General features: G+C 51.5%; 20 protein-coding genes and 4 pseudogenes. 15 read left to right on the top strand and 9 right to left on the bottom strand.

What is annotated here, in order from left to right; translation table 11 throughout:
- Positions 1 to 129: 129 nt before the first annotated feature.
- Complete coding sequence (locus tag K3T83_RS49935; RefSeq protein ID WP_220210606.1) at positions 130 to 801, bottom strand: SDR family NAD(P)-dependent oxidoreductase; 672 nt, start codon at positions 799 to 801, stop codon at positions 130 to 132.
- 164 nt (positions 802 to 965) lie between these two features.
- Between K3T83_RS49935 and K3T83_RS49930 the strand changes: the two genes are divergently transcribed.
- On the top strand, positions 966 to 1058 hold the full coding sequence (locus K3T83_RS49930; RefSeq protein WP_236065256.1) for a cupin domain-containing protein: 93 nt from the start codon (positions 966 to 968) through the stop codon (positions 1056 to 1058).
- Here K3T83_RS49930 and K3T83_RS49925 read toward each other — a convergent pair.
- A complete protein-coding gene (locus K3T83_RS49925; RefSeq protein WP_373324756.1) occupies positions 1055 to 2050 on the bottom strand; it encodes a zinc-dependent alcohol dehydrogenase family protein in 996 nt (331 codons plus the stop codon). The two genes, K3T83_RS49930 and K3T83_RS49925, sit on opposite strands and share 4 nt — an antisense overlap.
- 128 nt (positions 2051 to 2178) lie before the next feature.
- On the opposite strand from K3T83_RS49925, the pseudogene K3T83_RS49915 reads away from it, so the two are divergent.
- The 9 genes and pseudogenes from K3T83_RS49915 to K3T83_RS49870 all read left to right on the top strand — a co-directional run bounded on the left by K3T83_RS49915 (position 2179) and on the right by K3T83_RS49870 (position 8783).
- Positions 2179 to 3341 (top strand): annotated as a pseudogene (locus K3T83_RS49915) (IS3 family transposase).
- Positions 3342 to 3450: 109 nt separating this feature from the next.
- On the top strand, positions 3451 to 3825 hold the full coding sequence (locus K3T83_RS58325) for a type I restriction endonuclease (RefSeq protein WP_373324717.1): 375 nt from the start codon (positions 3451 to 3453) through the stop codon (positions 3823 to 3825).
- A gap of 284 nt (positions 3826 to 4109) precedes the next feature.
- Positions 4110 to 4458, top strand: a pseudogene (locus K3T83_RS58320) (alpha/beta fold hydrolase); the annotation flags it as partial.
- A gap of 264 nt (positions 4459 to 4722) precedes the next feature.
- Complete coding sequence (locus K3T83_RS49895) at positions 4723 to 5754, top strand: medium chain dehydrogenase/reductase family protein (protein WP_220210602.1); 1032 nt, start codon at positions 4723 to 4725, stop codon at positions 5752 to 5754.
- Between the two features lie 183 nt (positions 5755 to 5937).
- Positions 5938 to 6036 (top strand): annotated as a pseudogene (locus tag K3T83_RS58315) (helix-turn-helix domain-containing protein); the annotation flags it as partial.
- Between the two features lie 49 nt (positions 6037 to 6085).
- Positions 6086 to 6568, top strand: a complete 483-nt coding sequence (locus tag K3T83_RS49885; RefSeq protein WP_236065255.1) for an ATP-binding protein — start codon at positions 6086 to 6088, stop codon at positions 6566 to 6568.
- 84 nt (positions 6569 to 6652) lie between these two features.
- A complete protein-coding gene (locus K3T83_RS49880; protein WP_220210599.1) occupies positions 6653 to 7102 on the top strand; it encodes a hypothetical protein in 450 nt (149 codons plus the stop codon).
- Positions 7068 to 7313: a hypothetical protein gene (locus tag K3T83_RS49875; RefSeq protein ID WP_220210598.1), complete on the top strand. Its 246-nt coding sequence runs from the start codon at positions 7068 to 7070 to the stop codon at positions 7311 to 7313. The genes K3T83_RS49880 and K3T83_RS49875 overlap by 35 nt, the downstream gene beginning before the upstream one ends.
- Before the next feature lie 381 nt (positions 7314 to 7694).
- Positions 7695 to 8783: an enolase C-terminal domain-like protein gene (locus tag K3T83_RS49870; protein ID WP_220210597.1), complete on the top strand. Its 1089-nt coding sequence runs from the start codon at positions 7695 to 7697 to the stop codon at positions 8781 to 8783.
- A 53-nt stretch (positions 8784 to 8836) separates the two neighbouring features.
- On the opposite strand, the gene K3T83_RS49865 is transcribed toward K3T83_RS49870, so the two are convergent.
- Positions 8837 to 9427, bottom strand: a complete 591-nt coding sequence (locus tag K3T83_RS49865; RefSeq protein WP_220210596.1) for a TetR/AcrR family transcriptional regulator — start codon at positions 9425 to 9427, stop codon at positions 8837 to 8839.
- 153 nt (positions 9428 to 9580) lie between these two features.
- Positions 9581 to 10588 (bottom strand): LLM class flavin-dependent oxidoreductase, encoded by a 1008-nt coding sequence (locus K3T83_RS49860; RefSeq protein ID WP_220210595.1) that lies wholly within the window; start codon positions 10586 to 10588, stop codon positions 9581 to 9583.
- Positions 10589 to 11017: 429 nt separating this feature from the next.
- Between K3T83_RS49860 and K3T83_RS49855 the strand changes: the two genes are divergently transcribed.
- A complete protein-coding gene (locus K3T83_RS49855; RefSeq protein WP_220210594.1) occupies positions 11018 to 11878 on the top strand; it encodes a helix-turn-helix transcriptional regulator in 861 nt (286 codons plus the stop codon).
- Between the two features lie 24 nt (positions 11879 to 11902).
- On the opposite strand, the gene K3T83_RS49850 is transcribed toward K3T83_RS49855, so the two are convergent.
- The 4 genes and pseudogenes from K3T83_RS49850 to K3T83_RS49840 all read right to left on the bottom strand — a co-directional run bounded on the left by K3T83_RS49850 (position 11903) and on the right by K3T83_RS49840 (position 13979).
- Positions 11903 to 12226 (bottom strand): ArsR/SmtB family transcription factor, encoded by a 324-nt coding sequence (locus K3T83_RS49850; RefSeq protein ID WP_220210593.1) that lies wholly within the window; start codon positions 12224 to 12226, stop codon positions 11903 to 11905.
- 461 nt (positions 12227 to 12687) lie between these two features.
- Positions 12688 to 12846: pseudogene (locus tag K3T83_RS56800) on the bottom strand (RNA-guided endonuclease InsQ/TnpB family protein); the annotation flags it as partial.
- 235 nt (positions 12847 to 13081) lie between these two features.
- Entirely contained in the window at positions 13082 to 13525 is a 444-nt protein-coding gene (locus K3T83_RS49845; RefSeq protein WP_220210592.1) for an ester cyclase, read from the bottom strand.
- Positions 13526 to 13541: 16 nt separating this feature from the next.
- The gene (locus K3T83_RS49840) at positions 13542 to 13979 is read right to left on the bottom strand and encodes a DUF6196 family protein (protein ID WP_220210591.1); all 438 of its coding nucleotides are present in this window, start codon (positions 13977 to 13979) and stop codon (positions 13542 to 13544) included.
- A 369-nt stretch (positions 13980 to 14348) separates the two neighbouring features.
- Between K3T83_RS49840 and K3T83_RS49835 the strand changes: the two genes are divergently transcribed.
- The 3 genes from K3T83_RS49835 to K3T83_RS49825 all read left to right on the top strand — a co-directional run bounded on the left by K3T83_RS49835 (position 14349) and on the right by K3T83_RS49825 (position 17172).
- Positions 14349 to 15323 carry an NAD-dependent epimerase/dehydratase family protein gene (locus K3T83_RS49835; protein WP_220210590.1) on the top strand — a complete coding sequence of 325 codons (975 nt, stop codon included), beginning with the start codon at positions 14349 to 14351 and terminating at the stop codon, positions 15321 to 15323.
- A gap of 256 nt (positions 15324 to 15579) precedes the next feature.
- Positions 15580 to 15990 (top strand): MerR family transcriptional regulator, encoded by a 411-nt coding sequence (locus tag K3T83_RS49830; RefSeq protein WP_220210589.1) that lies wholly within the window; start codon positions 15580 to 15582, stop codon positions 15988 to 15990.
- Positions 15991 to 16182: 192 nt separating this feature from the next.
- On the top strand, positions 16183 to 17172 hold the full coding sequence (locus K3T83_RS49825; RefSeq protein WP_220210588.1) for a quinone oxidoreductase family protein: 990 nt from the start codon (positions 16183 to 16185) through the stop codon (positions 17170 to 17172).
- Positions 17173 to 17185: 13 nt separating this feature from the next.
- On the opposite strand, the gene K3T83_RS49820 is transcribed toward K3T83_RS49825, so the two are convergent.
- Positions 17186 to 17767, bottom strand: coding sequence for a cupin domain-containing protein (locus tag K3T83_RS49820; protein WP_236065254.1), 582 nt, complete (start codon positions 17765 to 17767; stop codon positions 17186 to 17188).
- Positions 17768 to 18056: 289 nt separating this feature from the next.
- Here K3T83_RS49820 and K3T83_RS49815 point away from each other — a divergent pair, with 289 nt between their 5' ends.
- The gene (locus K3T83_RS49815; protein WP_220210586.1) at positions 18057 to 18989 is read left to right on the top strand and encodes an SDR family oxidoreductase; all 933 of its coding nucleotides are present in this window, start codon (positions 18057 to 18059) and stop codon (positions 18987 to 18989) included.
- Positions 18990 to 19090 lie beyond the last annotated feature (101 nt).

Here is a 19090-nt window from a genome sequence, read left to right as displayed (position 1 = left end):
GGCTTGTGCAGGACCAGCGGATCTACGACACAGGCTTGACCCCAGTTCCAGAAATCAGGAACGCCTTTCCTTCTGCGCCTTGTGGCCGACTTGCGAGTTCGACCACAGCGTTGGCAACCGTGCCTGGCGTTACCCGCGATTGCTCCCCCTCTGGAGGGAGATGAAGTCCTCAACGGAAATCCCTCGAGAAGAGGCGTAGGCAGAGGCCGCAGCGTTCCCCAGATCCGTTTCTGGTAGAATATTGCCGCCTGGTGCCAGTGCAAGGAAGCGCAAACCGAGACGCAAGCGGTCAGATTCTTGTTGGGCATAACTGGCAAGAAACATCTGCGTACGCTTTGCACCAGCATACCCACCCGAAAGCGGTGAACCGACGATAGCTGCGCCGCTTGACATCAGGATGATTGTTGTTCCCGGTCGAAGTGGGGTGGTCAGCGCCGCTTGCGAGAAGAGCAGCGAGAGTTTGACATCGGTATTCCAGTTGCGGGAAAACTGCTCCCACGTTTGCTCCACCAGCGGTGCCATATGAGGGATTGCCCCCGCGCACACGACGAGGACATCTGGGGTAAGCGCCTCAAACACCCTGGCTGGAGCGCCCTCCTCCGTCGCGTCCAGCGCGAGGGTCTGCACCTCTGGAAATGCAGTGGCGAGCTGCTTGAGCGGCTCCGCCTTTCGCGCCACGGCCAGCACCCGCGCGCCCTCAGCCGAAATTGCGGCAATAATGGCACGCCCCAGGCCCCTGCTGCCTCCGACGACGACCACGTTCTTGTCATGCAAGCCTGGTGCCTTGATTCCTTCGTTCATACCTTTTGCTTTCTTGTGAATAAGGAACAGAACTCTTCTGTTCGCGTGACTCTTGCGAGGTTAAGTGATTTTCTCAATGAGCAGAGTATACCCTTGCACGCTAAGATAATCTATGCTATTTTGTCTCAAATGATTGTCTGATCGTCTTAAAAAGGGAGAATGGCATGGATGTGCTCACTGATGTGCTGAGTGTACTCGAACTGAAAGGATGGATCTCTGCCCGAAGGGAACTGACGCCTCCCTGGCGCTATATCTAGCTATTTACGAGAACTACTTTGCCAAGAGCACGACCCGATTCCAGAAATTGGTGTGCAGCAGCCACTTCTCTCAAGGCAAAGGTATGCTCATCAATCAGTGGGCACACCTTTCCTTCGTCAACCAGTTTCGCCAACTCGGTTAAGATCCGCCCATGAGCAGCACGGCCCATTCCATACAGCAACGGTACGTACGTAAATACGGTATGGAGTGAGAGTCCTTTGAACAACAACAAGCTCAAGTCAAGAGTAGCATTCGGAACAATGGAAATGATCGTCCCACGGGGGGCCGTTGCTTCAACCGATTGGGCGAAATTCGCTCCTCCAACACTATCAAAGACGATGTCAAACCCTTTCCCTCCGGTATACTCAGCCACATATTCCGCGACAGATTGTGTATGATACTCAATGGCGACATCCGCACCGAGTGCCTGGGCAATCCGCGCTTTTTCCGTCGTCGAGGCTGTCGCAAACACACGAGCTCCTCTCGCTTTCGCCAATTGGATCGCCAGATGCCCTACTCCACCGGTTGCGCCGTGCACAAGCACTGTTTGTCCTGCATACATCTGCGCCCGATCAATCAGCCCCTCCCATGCCGTAAGCGCTACCAGTGGCAGTGCCGCCGCCTGCGTCATACTCAGCGATTTCGGTTTGGGCGCGACGAGGTCGGCATCAGCCAGCATATAGTCAGCCAGGGCTCCACTCGTGCCCTTCACCCCACCAGCGCAGGCATAGACTTCATCTCCGCGATGAAAAGCGGTCACGCCTTCGCCAACTTCCTCAATGGTTCCTGCCACATCTCCATGGAGAATAGCCGGAAACGCTGGCGCAATAGCAGGAGGGGCAGCGCCTTTACGAACATTGTAATCGTGAGGATTTACGCTGGAGGCCGCGACACGTATGAGGACATGCCCGGCACGCACCTCTGGTCGCGGCACCTGCACGGCCTGGAAAATGTTCGGACCACCAAATTCGTTGATGACCATGGCTTGCATTTGTTTCTTCATCCTTCTTCTCTTCTCTTTCTCTGCTCATCTTCTGGCTCTTGAGAGAATGGTCTTGACCCAGAAAAGTGTGGAAGGTAAACTAGAGAGAATGGACTTCCACAGAAAGGGAACAGACCATGCAAAAGAAACAAAGGACATTTACACGAGAGTTCAAGAGAGAAGCAGTCCAACTCGCAAAAACCAGTGGAAAGCCGATGATCCAAATTGCAAGGGATTTGGGCATTGCTGACAGCACGCTGCATCATTGGTGCAAGGAGTTTGACGAGCATGGGGTGCAAGCATTTCCTGGAAGTGGACATCAAACACCTCAAGAAGAAGAAATGAGACAATTAAAGAGAGAAAACGAATTATTGCGCCAAGAACGTGATATCTTAAAAAAAGCGCTGGGCATCTTCTCGCGCGGCCAGCTCTGACCTTTCCTTTCATTGCAGAGCAGAGCCAACACTATGCCATCACGATGCTCTGTAAGACCCTTGAGGTGTCGGAGAGTGGCTACTATGCCTGGAAAAATCGAGAGCCTTCCCAGCATTGTCGAGAAGATGCCCGTCTCGCCGCCGAAATTCAACAACTGTTCCTGGAGCACAGAAAGCTTTATGGGAGTCCACGCATTCATATGCTGCTCAAAGAACGAGGGATCAGCACAGCTCGCAAGCGAGTTGCACGTTTGATGCGTGAGCTGGGCTTGTCAGCGCTGCCCAAACGGTCGCGCAAACCGACAACGAAAAGCGATCCTCATGCTCGTTTTGCTCCTAATCTCCTCCAACGAGAATTTCACGCGGATGCACCCAATACGAAGTGGGTCTCGGATACCAAAGCCGTCGAGACTGCTGAGGGGTGGCTGTATCTGGTCGTGATCCTGGACCTCTTCTCGCGCATGGTGGTCGGCTGGGCGATGGGGACATCGGAGGATTCGGAACTGACTGAGCTGGCGAGGCTTTTGGCGGTAGCGCACAGGCATCCTGGATCTGATTTGCTTCATCATTCTGACCGAGGAACTGAATTTACTTCCGAGCGGTATCAGACAGCTTTGCGTGAGGAAGGCATTGAAGTCAGCATGAGTCGCACTGCAAATTGCTGGGATAACGCTGCAATGGAATCGTTCTTCGCTACTCTCACGAAAGAGTGTACCAATCGAATACGCTTCCAGACAAGGCAGCAAGCTCGTACAGCCATTTTCGAGTATCTCGAATGTTTTTATAATCCCATTCGTTTGCATTCGACATTGCAGTATGTCAGTCCGCTTGCTTTCGAGCACACTTCCGAAAATAAGATGAGATAACCTCCCAGTTTATCATCTACATTTTTCTGGGTGAATTCCAGAACCTGCCTACAGCTTAGTGAGGACGCTCTTCTGGCGTCTGCGAGAGCCACGCAAACATAGCTGCAGTATGCATGGTGAGATCGATTTCTACAAGTACGCACAAAAATGTGGTATAGTACCCAAAAGTATACTACTGGCCTTCTATCGACCAACCACGCTCAATCTCGAAACGGCGAAGCGCTTCGAAGGAAACCTCTTCCCTGTCCTACGCCCATTTCACTTTAACAGCAAGACGCGAGATAGCATCGACCTGGGCATCTTCCTCAATGGCCTGCTCATCTTTACTGTCGAACTGAAAAACGACTTCAAGTGGTTTGAGACCAGGGGACTTGAGCGAGTCCAGAATATCTCCAGTCTCATCCCATTGGGCAGACATGAACTCTTCGAGAAAGCATGCAAGGAAAAAGGGATGTGGACAGGGCTTTCCAATTCTCTCATCTAGCGGGAGTGCAGAGGGCGGCAGCCCTTTGCCGGGGTGCGGGGTGTCCCCGCAAAAAACCTTTTTTCTTCTCTTTTGCGCGCCGCCTGCGGCGGCGCGCGAAGGAGGGAAGGAAACTGGGGACACCCCAGACCCCGGCAGGGAGACCCTGCACCCCTTTGAGCGGAGAACTGGAAAGCCCTGGGATGTGGATAGTACCCTTGACATGATGTAGTACACCAATGTAGAATGCCGTTATGTTACAGAACAGTTCTGTAACATAACGGCATTCTACATTGGTGGAAAAAATGACAGCTATTACCCATCGTTCTCTTGAGACAAATGGTATTCGTATGCATATCGCAGAAATAGGAGAAGGACCTCTCGTCCTGCTTTTGCATGGCTTTCCTGAATCATGGTATTCCTGGCGTCATCAATTGGTGGCTCTTGCCCAGGAGAGCTACCATGTTGTGGCTCCTGACCAGCGCGGATATGGGCAAACCGAGCGACCCAGCCATATCGAGCAATACACCCAACTACATTTGGGCTGGCGACATCATTGGCTTGCTTGATGCGCTCGGCGAGCAACAAGCGATAGTAGTGGGACATGATTGGGGGGCTATCATCGCCTGGGATCTTGCCCTGTTGCGCCCTGAGCCAACTTTCCTGGCGGTCGAGAGCTGATTGCGAACCTGCGCACCTTTGTTCCTCATCTCAAGAAGACACTTCTTCTTTCCGGCTGCGGTCATTGGACCCAGCAGGAGCGTCCAGTCGAGGTCAATACAGCGCTCATCGAGTTTTTGAAGAGCCTACCAGCCTGATGCTAGCATTGAGAATCTTACTCAATGCTGAATTTTTCATGGTAACATTGTTTCTAAATTGCGCCGATGTTTCTATACCTACATATGAAAGCGAAAGAACATGAAGTACCAACATATTCTTGCTATACGCGCCGGAGGAACCCAGGTCCTTCAACTGCGGGAAGATGAACTGCTTGAACCCAAAGCGAACGAGGTTCGCGTGAAGATTCTGGCAGCTGGTGTTGCCTTTCCAGACATTCTGATACGGATGGGAAAATATCCTGGCATCCCTGCATACCCTTTCACTCCAGGCTATGACCTTGTGGGAGTCATTGAAAAATGTGGCACGTTGGTCACAGAGAGAACTGTAGGTCAGATGGTGGCCGCGCTTCCTCAATGGGGCAGCTACGGCCAATATCTCTGTCTTCCTGAACGAGAAGTCGTTCCGGTGCCTGAGCAGGTCGATCCAGCTGAAGCAGTGAGCCTGGTTTTAAACTATATCACCGCTTACCAGATGTTACACCGTGCCGCCCATATCAAAGCGGGAGAGCGTATTTTGGTACACGGAGCAGCAGGAGGCGTTGGGACAGCTTTGCTGCAATTAGGCCAACTGTTCCATCTAGAGATGTATGGAACGGCATCCACGGCCAAACAGCAGTTGATAGAGAGCTTAGGCGCCACTCCGATCGACTACACCAGAGAAGATTTTGTGACACGCATTCATGCCTCCACCAGAGATGGGGTTGATGCGGTCTTCGACGCAGTAGGTGGTGAGCACTTCTACCAGTCGTTTCAAGCACTGCGGAAAGGAGGTCGGTTGATTTGCTATGGCTTCACCCCTGAGAATATGCGGGGGGGCGCTCTCCTGCCCTGGGTGCTCCGCACATTGCCCAAACTCGCCTACTGGTCTCTCCTCCCTAATGGGAAATATGCGCAATGGTATGCCATTGCGGGAGCGCTTATTGGGATGAAAAATCGGCATCCAGAATGGTTTCGCGAGGATCTCACCAGGCTGTTCGCCCTCCTGACAGAAGGAAAGATCAAGCCTGTAATCGCGAAGCGCCTTCCCTTAGAAGAGATTGCTTACGCTCATGAGTTGATGGAGAACAATCAAATCCAGGGCAAGTTGGTCATCCTTCCTCATGCATCATAAGAATGTTTCTCAGGCTCTTGGAGCATGCAAGCGTAGACGTTGATCAGAAAAACTAGTATGCATACCACACATGGTGAAGATATGCACACCATATGTGGCATGATAAACTCAACATTCACAAAAAGGCATGGTGGCTCCCATTTTAAACGGGATGCCGCCTTGTCCTTGTAGTGAGAAATAGGAGTGGGCGTGGATGATATTTTTCCCCCCTTTGGTGATTTGCTGAGAAATTTGCGGAAACGAAATGGAATCACACAGCAGGCATTAGCAGAGCGTCTGGGGGTTCACCGTAACACCATTGGCTTTTGGGAGCAGGGAGATATCCTTCCAGATGCCCAAAGCGAAGGTACTGGAATTGGCGGATGCGCTCAGTCTCAACGAGCCGGAAATACGCCAGCTATTAGAGGCGAGTATGACCAGCGTGGCCCCATACTGGTATCTTCCCTTCCCCAAAAATCCCTTCTTTATCGGACGAAGTGAGGAGTTGCATGCTCTGCATAATCATCTGCTGGCTTGCGCAGATACGGCAATGCCCATCTTTGCTCTTCAAGGGATGGGAGGAATTGGAAAAACGCAGGTCGCTATTGAGTATGCCTATCGCTATGCTTTCGAGTACACAGCGCTCCTTTGGATCGACGCTCAAACGCCTGAGTCACTGCTCGTCAGCCTGCAACACATTGCACAAGTGCTTCAACTTCCAGCGCGGCTAGAAACGAACCCGCAACAACTCATTGAAGCGGTCCAATACTGGCTCGCGAGGCATACACAATGGCTGCTGATCTGGGATCATCTTGAAGATCTCGACATGATTTAGCATTTCCTTGCTCCGATACAGCAAGGAAGTATTCTGCTCACCACTTGCAATCAGGTCCTTGGTTCAGTAGCACAAGGGATACAATTGCGGCCCCTAACGCAAGAGGAGGGACTGCTTTTCCTGTTACAACGTACGAGAACACTTGGAGCATCAGTATCAAGCGCACAGATGCTCCAATGTGCCGAGCGCATGCCGACTCAATATACAGCCGCCAAAGAAATTGTTGCTTTGGTAGGACGACTCTCTCTTGCTCTTGATCAAGCTGGAGCCTATATTGAAGAAACCGGGTGTAGCTTCTCCGACTACGTACACTATTATAAGCAACACCCGATGCACTTACTGGACCGACGTGGGACTTCGCAAGGAGCGCATCCCCTTCCCGTCGCCGCGACCTTCTTGCTTGCAAAAGAGCAGGTTGAGCAAGAAATGGCTATGGCAGCGGACATGTTGCGTGTGCTTGCTGTTTTGCCATCGGTTACTATCTCTGAGGACTTTTTTTTTGACAGCGGCGAACTCTCTCGGAACAGCGTTTGAAGTGCTCGCTACCGATCCCTTTCAGCTTGATCTTGCCATAGCGGTGCTACGTCGTCTCTCATTGGTAGAGCGTCGCACAGAGGAATGTTTACTGTCATTTCACCCTCTCTTACAGGTCGTGCTCTCTGCACAGATGAGCGAACAGGAGCGAGCAGTGTGGGGAGAGCGGGTTGCAGCCGCTACAAATATTCCCATGTGTCTGCTCTCCTGAAAGGTCATAGTGTAAAGTGCTCCCTTGAGAAGCAGTACATCAATGTCTTTGACAGAGCCAGGGGAAGAGCGTAGAAAGCCTCACAACACCTCCCCTGGTCTGCTCCTGACAGCATACCGATGCCATCAAGATCACGGATGATTGCAATCATCTATGCCTGGCATATTCCTTAGAAAGGGAACCAGGTAAGAGGGAACCACGTTGCTGGAATACTCATGATTGTCTCCTTTCTCTTGATGTGAGGTAGTATCGTGAAACACCACTCGATACGCTTTTAGTATAGAGTAGAAACAACACAAAGTAGTTATACATTTGTGTGCAAAAACGTGTCTTACCTTTCCCTGACTGTCAGCTTGAATCACTTGTAAGGAGCAAATTCTTATGGACATCTCAACCCAACTGACTATTCGCGCTATTCGTGCTCGTGGACTCAATGTGGCACTTGATCGTCCCGTCGAGACTGCCAGCGGGGTCATGAAGGCCACGCCATTGGTGCTGGTGGACATGGAGACCCAGGAGGGTATCACCGGGCACAGTTACGTGCGTTGTTATACCCCAGTAGCCCTTCAACCGCTGGTTCGGCTCATTACTAACCTTGAGGAGCTACTCATAGGTGAGGTCGCCGCACCTGTCCCTCTCGAACAGAAACTCCAACGGCACTTTCGCCTCCTGGGTCCACAGGGTTTGACAGGCATAGCGATGGCTGGTATCGATATGGCGCTCTGGGATGCGCGTGCCAGGGCGTGTGGAGTGCCCCTGGTGACGTTGCTGGGTGGTGTACCCAGACCGATCCCGGCCTATGCCAGTCTGCGAACAATGAGTCCAGAGGGAGCGGCGGCAGAAGCCGAGGAACTGCTTGCCCTCGGCTTCCGTGCGATCAAGGTCAAGATTGGACGTGGTGACCTGGCACAAGATCTGGCAACGATTCGGGCCATGCGAGGGGCCGTTGGCAATGAAGTCAAGCTGATGGTCGATTACAATCAGAGTCTCTCAGTCGCTGAGGCAATGGAAAGGGTACGCGTCCTCGACGAGGAGCAACTGTACTGGATTGAGGAGCCTACCCAAGCCGATGACTTCCAGGGGCACGCGACTATCAAGGCAACGGCTCAAACAGCCATCCAACTTGGTGAAAACTGGTGGGGACCGCATGATATGGCGAAAAGTATTGCAGCCCAGGCCTCCGATTACGTGATGCTTGACGTCATGAAACTGGGAGGCGTCACTGGTTGGCTGCGTGCCGCCGCCCTGGCTGAGAGTGCAGGTCTGCTTGCCTCCAGCCATACCTTCCCCGAGTTCAGTGTTCACCTGCTCGCTGTGACGCCAACCTGTCACTGGCTTGAATACCTGGACCATGCTGGCCCTATTCTGAGGGAATCCATACGCATCAAGGATGGGTATGCTCTGATTCCTGACTGTCCTGGCAACGGTCTGGAATGGAACGAGGATATTCTTCAACGCTGGTTAGTTTGATAAATAATCTTCCATCTTTTAAGCGAGTGAGCGTCGATTTCTGATATGGCCCATCAAGGTTTTTCTTGGGTATTCTCACATTGAAGATCGATCAAATAGGTTGTTATCGTTCTGAGTTGCGCTGCTGGACCCGAAGGACCAAAGAGAGGAGCGGAAGCAAGCGCTCCGTTGATCGCCAGCAGGAGTTGATCGGCCAATGCATCAGGATCGTGTGCACCAGCCTGTTGACTGAGTTGGTACAAACGTAGTCGCAACGCATGTTTGAACTCTATGGCTTGACGGTGAGCAGGATGATCTTCTTCAGAGAACTCTGCCAGAGCATTCAAGAAAGCACAGCCACGATATCCTGGTTGCGCCAGGAGCTGGGCAGTGGCATCGATTACTGCCACCAACTGTGCTTTCGCTGATGCTTGGTATGGCGCGATAGCTTCCTCAAACCATTGCCAATGAAGGCGATTTTCCTCTTCAAGATAGGCGGAAATTAATTTGTCTTTGGTCGAAAAGTGTCGGTAAAGCGTTGGCTTCCCTACACCTGATTGCTCAGCAATTGTGTCAACTCCAATGGAACGGATGCCTTTCCGATAAAACAAGTCACGCGCTGACTCCAGAAGACGTTGACGTGCGGATGAACGCGACGAGGCCATGTTTTCTCTTCCCCGTGATCATACAGAACAGTTCTGTTCTTAGTGTATCACACATGGCCTTCTTTCGGCAAACGGGAGGAGAAGGAACGTTCGGCCCAAAGCCATAATCCGTTGTAGAAATACGCGTAGCAGCGAGCCACTTCATGACCAGTTTTATTCCAGGGAACCTATCAGTTGGATCAATTGCCTTTGTTCTTTTGCCTCGCTGGCAATGGGGAGGAGTTGTAGTTGCAGTTCATCTAGACCACTTGCTATCAGCTCCCGCACCTGACTGCGCACGCTTGTTTCATCGCCGCTGATCACGATTGTCCGCGCCAGGGCATCTAGTTGCTTCTCATCGCCATGCATGGCCGATTCCCAACCAATTTGGGCAAAAAAATGGGCATATTGCTCGAATGACTGGGCGGCGAATTGAATCCATTGGCGTGCTCTCGCCAGTACGGCAGCTTCATTTGTACTCAGGGCGACCAACACGTGAGCAACAATGGGAGGTGCGGGGCGAGCCTTCCCTTCAGCTCCGGCGCGTAGTGCTGGCAATGCTGTTTGCTGAAGATAGGGAATCGGGCATAGATAGGAAAGCGCACCATCAGCGATCTCGCCTGCTAACTGGAAACCTTTTGCCCCCAAAGCGGAAATCAGGAGCGGAACCTGGATAGTCCGTGTCGAGGGAAATACTCCCTTAAAAAAGTTTCCCTGATAGGCCGTTGCTCCATCCCATAAGAGGCTTCGCAAGACCTCCACGTATTCTTTAAGGTAGGAATGGGGAGTGGTCTGCGACAAGCCGTGCCAGTCCTCAATGACGGCGCGTCCGCCAGGTCCAACTCCGAGGCGTAGGCGCCTGGGTGCCAAATCATGCAGCGCTAGAGCCTGCCGCGCCATGACCAGTGGATGACGTGGGTAGGTGGCGACAATCGAGGTTCCCAACCTGATATGTTCGGTTTGCGTGGCTGCTACTGCGAAGATCGTGAGTGTGTCAGCGTAATTAGCCCATCCCATGTCTCCCATCCAGATTTGCTGAACCCCTGCCTGTTCCGCCTCACGTATGGAGGCGAGGATGTTTTCTGTCTCTTGATTCGCCAGAAGGTACACTCCAACGCGATCACGGAGCGAATGTTGCAAAACTGTCTTCGATGACTGACGAATTTCGTCTTTCTGTTCCATAACATTTCCTGTTCTTTTTTCTCGACAAGTGATACGAGCGATGAGCAAAAGCAGCACCTATAGCAAATCTCAGGGCTTTCCAGTTCTCCGCTCAAAGGGGTGCAGGGTCTCCCTGCCGGGGTCTGGGGTGTCCCCAGTTTCCTTCCCTCCTTCGCGCGCCGCCTGCGACGGCGCGCAAAAGAGAAGAAAAAAGGTTTTTGCGGGGACACCCCGCACCCCGGCAGAGGGCTGCCGCCCTCTGCACTCCCGCTAGATGGGAGAATTGGAAATCCCTGTAGCAAATCTGGGCTAAGTAGACGCTTCATGCTCTCTGGTGTTATTATGGAACGACCTCTCTGAGATAACCAGGAGTGTGCTGAACATAGGTGTAAAAGTAACAACTTTATCGCAAACAGATGTATTCACGGACTCAAGAGTACAGAGGAAGAGATGACAAAAATAGAGAAGCGCCGCATCGAACTAGGCGATTTTTTGAAAACACGCCGTGCTCGTCTGCGACCAGAACAGTTTGATCTGCCAGTGTTTTCCAGGCGTCGCACTCAAGGTCTCAGACGGGAGGAATTGGCGCAACTGGTTGGTGTGGGCGTTTCCTGGTATACCTGGCTCGAACAAGGCCGTGCTATTCAGGTTTCCGATCATCTCCTTTCTCGCCTCGCGGATATCTTACAATTGGATTGGGAGGAGCGTAGCCATTTGTTCACCCTGGCACAAGATCCAATGAGCCAGCCCTGGAAAGAAGGCACTGAGCCACAAAACAACACAGCCTATCAAGCTATCCTCGATGGATTGGGCAGCTATCCAACACTCTTGATAGATCGACGCTTGAATGTGGTGGCATCGAATGAAAGTGCTAGTTGCGTCCTCGGCAATTTTGCCAGCGATGGTGAGCGAGAACGGAACATGGTTTGGAGTATTTTCATGAACACGACGTTACAAGAGCGCCTGGTTCACTGGGAACGAGCGGCCCGACTGAGTCTCGCATTTTTACGTGCCAAGAGCGACCAATATGCAGGAGAAGCCTGGTTTACCGATCTGGTCAATGATTTGCGGCAAGCCAGCCCTGAGTTTCGCTCCTGGTGGCCTGAGCATGATATTCGCCTGGCATGTCACGACCGCTACGAAATCGATCATCCATTGGTTGGTCGTCTCACCTTCCAGGCAACAAACCTTGTTGAACCTTCACGGCCTGACCTGCGGCTCGTGGTCCTGACGCCACTGCCGCAAGAGGACACAGCAGCTAAACTTGGTGTGTTAATGACCAGAGGTAATCCTTGTAAACTTTCAAAATGAGACCGTTGGAAAAGGTTGCATCATCTAGATCGTCTCTTTGTGGTATGAAGCACTAAGGACTGCATCAAGCAAACCAGGAAATTGAGCATCCAGTTCTTCCCTACATAAAATATTGATGAGAGTTGTTCCCTCACGTCTCGTTGTGATCACTCCAGCTTCGCGTAACACGCGAAAATGATGAGATAGCGAGGATTTTGGTTTCTCGATGTGAAACTCTCCACATGCTCGCTCACCTCCATATGCTAACTCAGAGACAATCGCTAATCTTACCTCATCACTAAGTGCATACAATACAGTGGTCAGCATCAATTGATCGTGACGAAACTTTCCAGGATATAATGTCCGCATGTGATCGACCCTTCCAGGGCTTTCCAATTCTCCCATCTAGCGGGAGTGCAGAGGGCGGCAGCCCTTTGCCGGGGTGCGGGGTGTCCCCGCAAAAACCTTTTTTCTTCTCTTTTGCGCGCCGCCTGCGGCGGCGCGCGAAGGAGGGAAGGAAACTGGGGACGCCCCAGGCCCCGGCAGGGAGACCCCTGCACCCCTTTGAGCGGAGAACTGGAAAGCCCTGTCGACCCTTCTTTTTCCCTTGACAGATATGTGTACCATCATTATACTACATATTAGCATTGTTCTAGTAGTATCGAAATAAAGGCATGAGAACTTTCTCTGCCATTCGTAAAGTGGCCGCTTTGTATGAAGCGGATTGTTTTTTGGTCTTAATTCGATTGTATTCGAATAACCGAAATAGGAGAAGAATAAATGAAAGCCTGGCAAAAACAGGACTTTGGGCTGGACAATCTTAGGATGTCGGCGCAGTAGCATTGCAAGTCGTTTCGGTTGGTGCCACGAGTCTCCATCCAGAGGCGAAGGCATTTGTTGCGCACAAATTGCGTGGTTCTGATCGCCTCCTCGATGGCGCTATACTGGGCGGTGGTCCCGTCTAGCTTATACTCGTAGATGAACGGCATCTTCTCTTCTACTTTCCTTCTTCGTTTTTGATGGATATATCCTAACATATCTATCATCTACTGTCAATCTACCTGGATCAATCTATGATAGATAGACCTCTTTTCTTTGATCATCCTCAGACGTACCTCTGCTGGCAAGAGCGCCTCCCCTCCCTCTCCAAATAAGGAAGGCCAGTTCCTCCCTGCCTTCAAAAGAGCAGGCTTTCCTGGTCCTTGTCATGTAATCACTAGCTCCTCACTCATGTGTTGTGGACTGCGCTTGCCGCTCAAGTTGCAGGAAAAGACCATGACGATCAATCTGTATCCAATATTCGACAATGCGATCATTCTTAATGCGATAGACAGCGCTGGCTACCTCTTCAATAGGAAGACCTGTAGGCGAAAATCCCTCGATCTCTGCCAAATGAATGCCAGTCTGACGCCAGCGAACATAGACGCGATCTTCCTGGGCAAGACATTCCTCAATCTTGAGGCTGAAATCTCCATAGGCCACGTGCATTTCTCGCACATGATCAACATAGTTCTCAGGAGTTCTGATAACAACGCTATTCGCATCCTCTCCTATGACCTGGTGGGCAATCACGCAAGGGGCAAGGTAGTCGTTGACGCGGTCGAGATGATGTCCCGAACGAATATCTACAAAGAAGCCTTGAACCAATTGATAAGGGGTTCGATTCATATGCTGAAACACATTCTTATCCGATCTGCTGGTTTCTTAAACGCTCAACTTCCGCAATGACCTGACTTCCTACAGCAACTGGACATCCCCAGTAATCGAAGATACCTCCACGCTGACTATTAAAGCCGCAGACCACAAATACCCCTGTTCCCAACTGGACTTTCAAGTGGGAAGCCAACCATCCTACAAAACCGCTGTTATCAAGTCCCGCTTCAAAATGGAAGCGAAAGACCGTGCAAAGTTCTTGCGTTCTATCGGTCGATGGCACAAGTTGGCTCCAGACTTCATCATCACGCACGAGGGCGAGAGCACTGGGAGTAACTCGACGCAAAAAGTCAGACAGAGGAAATTCTTCGAATGCATAGGCACCATCTAAAACATGCAACTGGGCATGCGCGATGACCTGTAAGAGCCGTTGTTGCGTTTGTTCTGGCGTTTCATAACTAATGTCCATAGCTACACTCCTTAATAAAAGAGGAAAGCTTGTTTGTCATCCTCAATTGCCGAAATACAGGCACTCGTTGAGTAACAACAAATCAGTGAAGAGGTTTCATTTCAGGCTGATCTCAAGCCTTCTCAGTTGAAGTTTTTTCTCTGATTTGTTCTGCGCACGCTAGTAGACCAGGATAAAAACCTGCGAGGGAAGTCATTTTTGCGTTGGGTTATTGGGCTAGAGTCGGATCCAGGCAGAAAATAGCATCAGTTTGCACCTGGATACACATTCTGATTGTGTATCTCTTTTTCTACAATGAAAGGAGTCGCAAGCGTTTGCGTTAGATAGTCCCAAATAGCTACTCTCTCAGAAACTTTCAGGAGGTTTCTCATGAACACTACGTCTACATCCAGTCGTCGTGTACACACAGTCCTTGGTAGTACCGGTGGCATCGGAGGTGCACTCGTACACGAGCTTGTTCAGCGTGGACATTCGGTGCGAGCCGTTAGTCGCTCTGGCAGGTCGAATAATGTGTCTGACCACATTGAAGTCGTTGCAGCCGACATTTCCAACCCAGATGTCATTCGTGCTGTCACTGCTGGCTCTGCCGTCATCTATTATGCTACTCAACCGGATTATACACGCTGGCCTGAAGAGCTTCCAGGCATGATTGATGCGCTTCTCGCCGGATTAATTGACACACCTACGAAGTTGGTTGTGGCTGATAACGTCTATATGTATGGACCATATGAGGGATCCTACACTGAGACGTTGCCATATGCAGCTACAGATCGCAAGGGCCGTGTTCGCGCCCAGGCCGCCACTCGCCTCCTAAATGCCTCGGCACAAGGGCAACTTCGGATTACTCTGGGTCGTCTCTCTGACTATTATGGCCCTGGAGGGTTAAGCAAGATCAGCCCTGCTGTTTTTACAGCCGCATTATCGGGTCAACCTGCACCGTGGTTTGGTCGTCTCGATCAGCCACATACGCTTGCTTACCTTCCGGATGTGGCACGTGCGCTTATTACTCTTGGTGAGAGGGACGAGGCCGATGGGCAAGCATGGCACCTTCCAGCGGCAGAAGCACTTACGGGGCAACAATTTCTTGAACTTGTGTACACCGAGGCTAAGACACCATATAACGTTCAACTCTTTGACCGAGAGACTGTTGAGACCCTGGCCTCTCAAGTGCCAGTGATGCGCGAGTTCGCTGAAATCTTCTATCAGAACGAAGCTCCCTTCGTGATCGATGCATCTCATTATCAAAACACCTTTGGTCCGTTCCAGCCGACTCCCCACAGAAAGGCTATTCGAGACACGCTTGCCTACTATCGTGAAAATTCACTTCCTGAAAGGACACTATAACGACACAAGCCGATCTATAGCTGCCCTGGTTTGGATGAATCGGTAAATCATAATGGAATGATATGGGTTTGATTGCGCTTCCGGCGTTATAGGGCCACGCTATCTCCTGAGTGCTTTTCGTCAGCAGTATTTCTGTCCGAAAACCCATATCTTGTCCAAAGAGACTCATCCGATTTTGCTCACTTTTCCTCTTGACTTAGACTTAACTCTAAGGTGTATGCTCTTTGTAGGTTTTGCAGAGACGAGGAGATGGCATATGACTATTCAAGAGGTGGCCGAACAAACAGGCATTTCTCCCTACACGATCCGCTTTTATGAGAAGACTGGAGTGCTGCCACACATCAAGCGTCTATCAAATGGTGTTCGACAGTTCACTGAAGCTGATGTAGCCTTTCTGCGCTTTCTGATGCAACTCAAGCAAACAGGAATGTCGCTGGAAGACATCATGGAATTTACCGAGGATGGCTGTATGCTTGAGCGCCTTCAGCGAGGTGATCCTATCCCTCAATTCGTAGTAGAGAAACGATTGACGATCCTGCGGCGACACCAGAAAAGTCTCTACGACCAGCGACATAACCTTGATTCCTTGCTGATGGCTGTGGAGCAGAAGCTCAATTTCTATGAGCAGCGCCAGCAACAGCCTGCCAATGCAGAAACAGGCGTGTGAATAAATCAGGAAGGAGGCTGGATCAGGTCAGGAAAGTATGATCCAGCCCGTATCTGACGCCACGTTCTAGCAGTTAGTGTCTACATCATGTCCATACGTATTGTCGTAATCCAGAGCTACTGGGCGTAACAGAAGAGAAAGCTCACTCTGGTTTTATACTTTCAATGAGAGATACGAAAGGAACTGTGATCTATGCGTGCAATTGTTATTCCGTCGTTTGGAGGGCCAGAAGTACTTACTTTGCGGGAGATGCCCGATCCTCATCCTGGGCCACAACAGGTCAACATTCGTGTAGCCTACGCAGGTGTGAACTTTGGAGATATTATGGATCGACAGCGTGGCTATCGTATTAAGGACCAATTACCCTACGTGCCAGGGCTAGAGGTCTCCGGTTCTATTCACGAGATTGGCGCGGGAGTTGAAGGTTTGCGAGAAGGTCAACCTGTTGCCGCCTTCGTCAAGAGCGGAGGCTATGCAGAACTCGCTCTTGCGCAAGCAGATCTCACCTTCCCCCTTGAGAGCCAGCATGGACAACTCGATCTGGCTGTGGCCGCCGCCTTCCCAACGGTGGTTCCCACAGCCTATGATATACTCGTCCACGTGGCTCGCTTGCAGCCAGGAGAGACGGTGTTGATTGACTCGGCCTCTGGTGGTGTGGGCATCATTGCAGGACAATTGGCTCGCACTCTAGGAGCAGGACTCGTGCTGGGGATGGTAGGAAGCGCACAGAAAGTTGCTTATGCACGATCCTTTGGTTACGATCACGTCTTCCTGCGCGACAATTTTGTCGAGGCAGTCCATTCAGTAACAGGCGGTCGAGGCGTTGATGTGGTATTCAATGCTGCTGGAGAACCCACACGTAGCCAGAGTTTAAGCTTGCTTGCTCCCTTCGGACGACTGATTCATTTTGGCAATGCCAGTGGCAACCCTGACGTACCGATAGAGCCGAGCACGCTCCTAACTGGCAACAAAGGTATTCTTGGCTATAGCATCAGCAACCTTAGCAGGGTAGCTCCAAAGCTGCTTGCCGCCACCGCACATCGCGCCGTTGAGCTTCTCGCGACGGGCCAGATACGCATTGATATCACTGGCACAATACCACTAGAGCAAGCAGCTCTTGCGCATCATCGCATGGAAAGTAATACACATACGGGTAAACTGCTACTTCAGGTACAATTGTAGCATGATGGATTCCTCAAACCAGAAAGGACAAATATACTCCAAACAGGCTGCCGAGGAGCACAATAAGCGGCACGGCAGCCAGCTTTGAGAGAAAGGGCGAAAGACCTTGGCAGTTCGCAACCCATCGATATCCTAAAATGCGTGACGGGTACATGCTTGTACCTGTCACGCAGGAAGCGTCAGAACTCAGAAAAGAAGAGAGCTTGGCATTGAGATCGCCTGGAGTATGCTTATAGAAAGCAACCATCTGATCCAGATGGAACGCGCCACAGAGGACCGTCATCGTTGACGCATCGGACGCACCTGCAAAGCTCGGATACTCGCCTTGCGCGGAATAGCCCACATGGAGGGCTTGCGTCAGGGGGGAAGTCAGTTCGTCGCAGATCGGGTGAGCGTGCCCGAACGGGAAGAGCAGAACTGCTCCCTCTTCGACGCGCAGAGGCGTTGGCTTCTTTTTTAAAGAGAGATAGCCACTCCCAGAGCCGAGCAGGTGAAAGATCATATCCTGACTGGCCGCAAAGTCATAGCACCAGGGAGGTGTTAATTCTCTGCGTGCAGAGAGCCACCCTTTCAGTTCGCGTGCAACCAGCAGCACATTGGTAACACATCCATGCCATGCTCCTCGTTTGAGACGATCAGGCAATTATTTGAGACAATGCGGCATAGATTGTCTCAACGTTCGAGAGTATACTCTGCCTATCGAGAAGATCGCTTGACCCGCAAGAGTTGCACTGAGGGATCCAATCATGAGACTGCGGTGAAGCTCTGAGGAAACAGTGATCTGGTTATTTATTCAAGCAGAGAGCGCAGCAGGGAATATTGTTCACAGGAGAGGCATTTCTCTCAACGTCACCCATGCGAACCCTGCTGACAAGGAGGTTATCATGATTCTTGTGACAGGTGTAAATGGCTTGATCGGATCGACCGTGATTCGCGAGTTTGCGCGCCAGGAATACCCTGTGAGGGGACTCGTCAGAAACCGTGCAAAGGCACAGGCACTGGAGACGCTGCCGGGTGTAGAGATGGTGGAGGGTGATATGCTCCACCCAGAGACGCTTGGGCGCGCATTGGATGGGGTGGATCGCGTTTTGCTGATCTCTTCTCCCGACCTGCAAATGGTGGAGACCCAATGTACCTTCATCGATGCCGCCAAACAGGCGGGCGTTCGTCATATTACCAAGCTTTCTGGCGTAACAACGTCATTGGATTCGCCCTTTCTCTTTTCACGGATGCACGCAGAAATCTCGCGCCATCTCGAGCGCTCCGGGTTAGCCTGGACCTTCTTGCGTCCCAGCCAATTCATGACGGAGTATTTGCGGGAAGTGCCCACCATCGTTGCCGAACGCGCGTTTTTCCTTCCTTTCGAGGATGCCAAGCTCACCCCCGTGGATCTGGAGGATGTCGCGAAAGCCGCCTTTGCCCTGCTCACCACAGCAGGACATGAGAGCAAGACCTATATGATTTCGGGTCCAGAAGCACTGAGCATGACAGAAGTTGCCGAACAGATCTCCCTTGCCACAGGATCGACCGTGCGCTATGTCAACATCTCTGTGGAAGAAAGGAATCGAATACAGCTCGCGGCAGGCATTCCCGCCTATGTGGCAGACGCGCTCGATGTACAGTCAAGATTGCGTCAGAAGGGCAATGGTGAAGAAGTGGTGCATCTCGAAACGCATACCGCGTTGGGCATTCGTCCCACCCCCTTCGCCTCGTTCGCGCGTCGCCATGCCGCCGATTTTCTCGGAACGTCGGAGTGGGGCAGGGCTCAAAAAGAGCGCAAGCATCCTCTGGGTCTGCGGGATCTGCCATCTGCTTGATGTCGCGTATGTTTGCCGTAGGCTTGCCCGCGTGACGTTCCCAATACAGAACGGAAAGAGGGTATTGCCTGGATATATGTATGAACGTTGAGATGAAGCTG

This window comes from Reticulibacter mediterranei (assembly GCF_016587455.1).
This window is presented reverse-complemented; position numbering and strand designations above follow the sequence as displayed.

What these genes read in the sequence shown, in the direction of transcription:
- K3T83_RS49935 (WP_220210606.1), bottom strand. Translation starts at nt 801, where the DNA reads ATGAACGAAGGAATCAAGGCACCAGGCTTGCATGACAAGAACGTGGTC.
- K3T83_RS49930 (WP_236065256.1), top strand. Translation starts at nt 966, where the DNA reads ATGGATGTGCTCACTGATGTGCTGAGTGTACTCGAACTGAAAGGATGG.
- K3T83_RS49925 (WP_373324756.1), bottom strand. Translation starts at nt 2,050, where the DNA reads ATGCAAGCCATGGTCATCAACGAATTTGGTGGTCCGAACATTTTCCAG.
- K3T83_RS58325 (WP_373324717.1), top strand. Translation starts at nt 3,451, where the DNA reads ATGCATGGTGAGATCGATTTCTACAAGTACGCACAAAAATGTGGTATA.
- K3T83_RS49895 (WP_220210602.1), top strand. Translation starts at nt 4,723, where the DNA reads ATGAAGTACCAACATATTCTTGCTATACGCGCCGGAGGAACCCAGGTC.
- K3T83_RS49885 (WP_236065255.1), top strand. Translation starts at nt 6,086, where the DNA reads ATGCCCAAAGCGAAGGTACTGGAATTGGCGGATGCGCTCAGTCTCAAC.
- K3T83_RS49870 (WP_220210597.1), top strand. Translation starts at nt 7,695, where the DNA reads ATGGACATCTCAACCCAACTGACTATTCGCGCTATTCGTGCTCGTGGA.
- K3T83_RS49865 (WP_220210596.1), bottom strand. Translation starts at nt 9,427, where the DNA reads ATGGCCTCGTCGCGTTCATCCGCACGTCAACGTCTTCTGGAGTCAGCG.
- K3T83_RS49860 (WP_220210595.1), bottom strand. Translation starts at nt 10,588, where the DNA reads ATGGAACAGAAAGACGAAATTCGTCAGTCATCGAAGACAGTTTTGCAA.
- K3T83_RS49855 (WP_220210594.1), top strand. Translation starts at nt 11,018, where the DNA reads ATGACAAAAATAGAGAAGCGCCGCATCGAACTAGGCGATTTTTTGAAA.
- K3T83_RS49850 (WP_220210593.1), bottom strand. Translation starts at nt 12,226, where the DNA reads ATGCGGACATTATATCCTGGAAAGTTTCGTCACGATCAATTGATGCTG.
- K3T83_RS49845 (WP_220210592.1), bottom strand. Translation starts at nt 13,525, where the DNA reads ATGAATCGAACCCCTTATCAATTGGTTCAAGGCTTCTTTGTAGATATT.
- K3T83_RS49840 (WP_220210591.1), bottom strand. Translation starts at nt 13,979, where the DNA reads ATGGACATTAGTTATGAAACGCCAGAACAAACGCAACAACGGCTCTTA.
- K3T83_RS49835 (WP_220210590.1), top strand. Translation starts at nt 14,349, where the DNA reads ATGAACACTACGTCTACATCCAGTCGTCGTGTACACACAGTCCTTGGT.
- K3T83_RS49830 (WP_220210589.1), top strand. Translation starts at nt 15,580, where the DNA reads ATGACTATTCAAGAGGTGGCCGAACAAACAGGCATTTCTCCCTACACG.
- K3T83_RS49825 (WP_220210588.1), top strand. Translation starts at nt 16,183, where the DNA reads ATGCGTGCAATTGTTATTCCGTCGTTTGGAGGGCCAGAAGTACTTACT.
- K3T83_RS49815 (WP_220210586.1), top strand. Translation starts at nt 18,057, where the DNA reads ATGATTCTTGTGACAGGTGTAAATGGCTTGATCGGATCGACCGTGATT.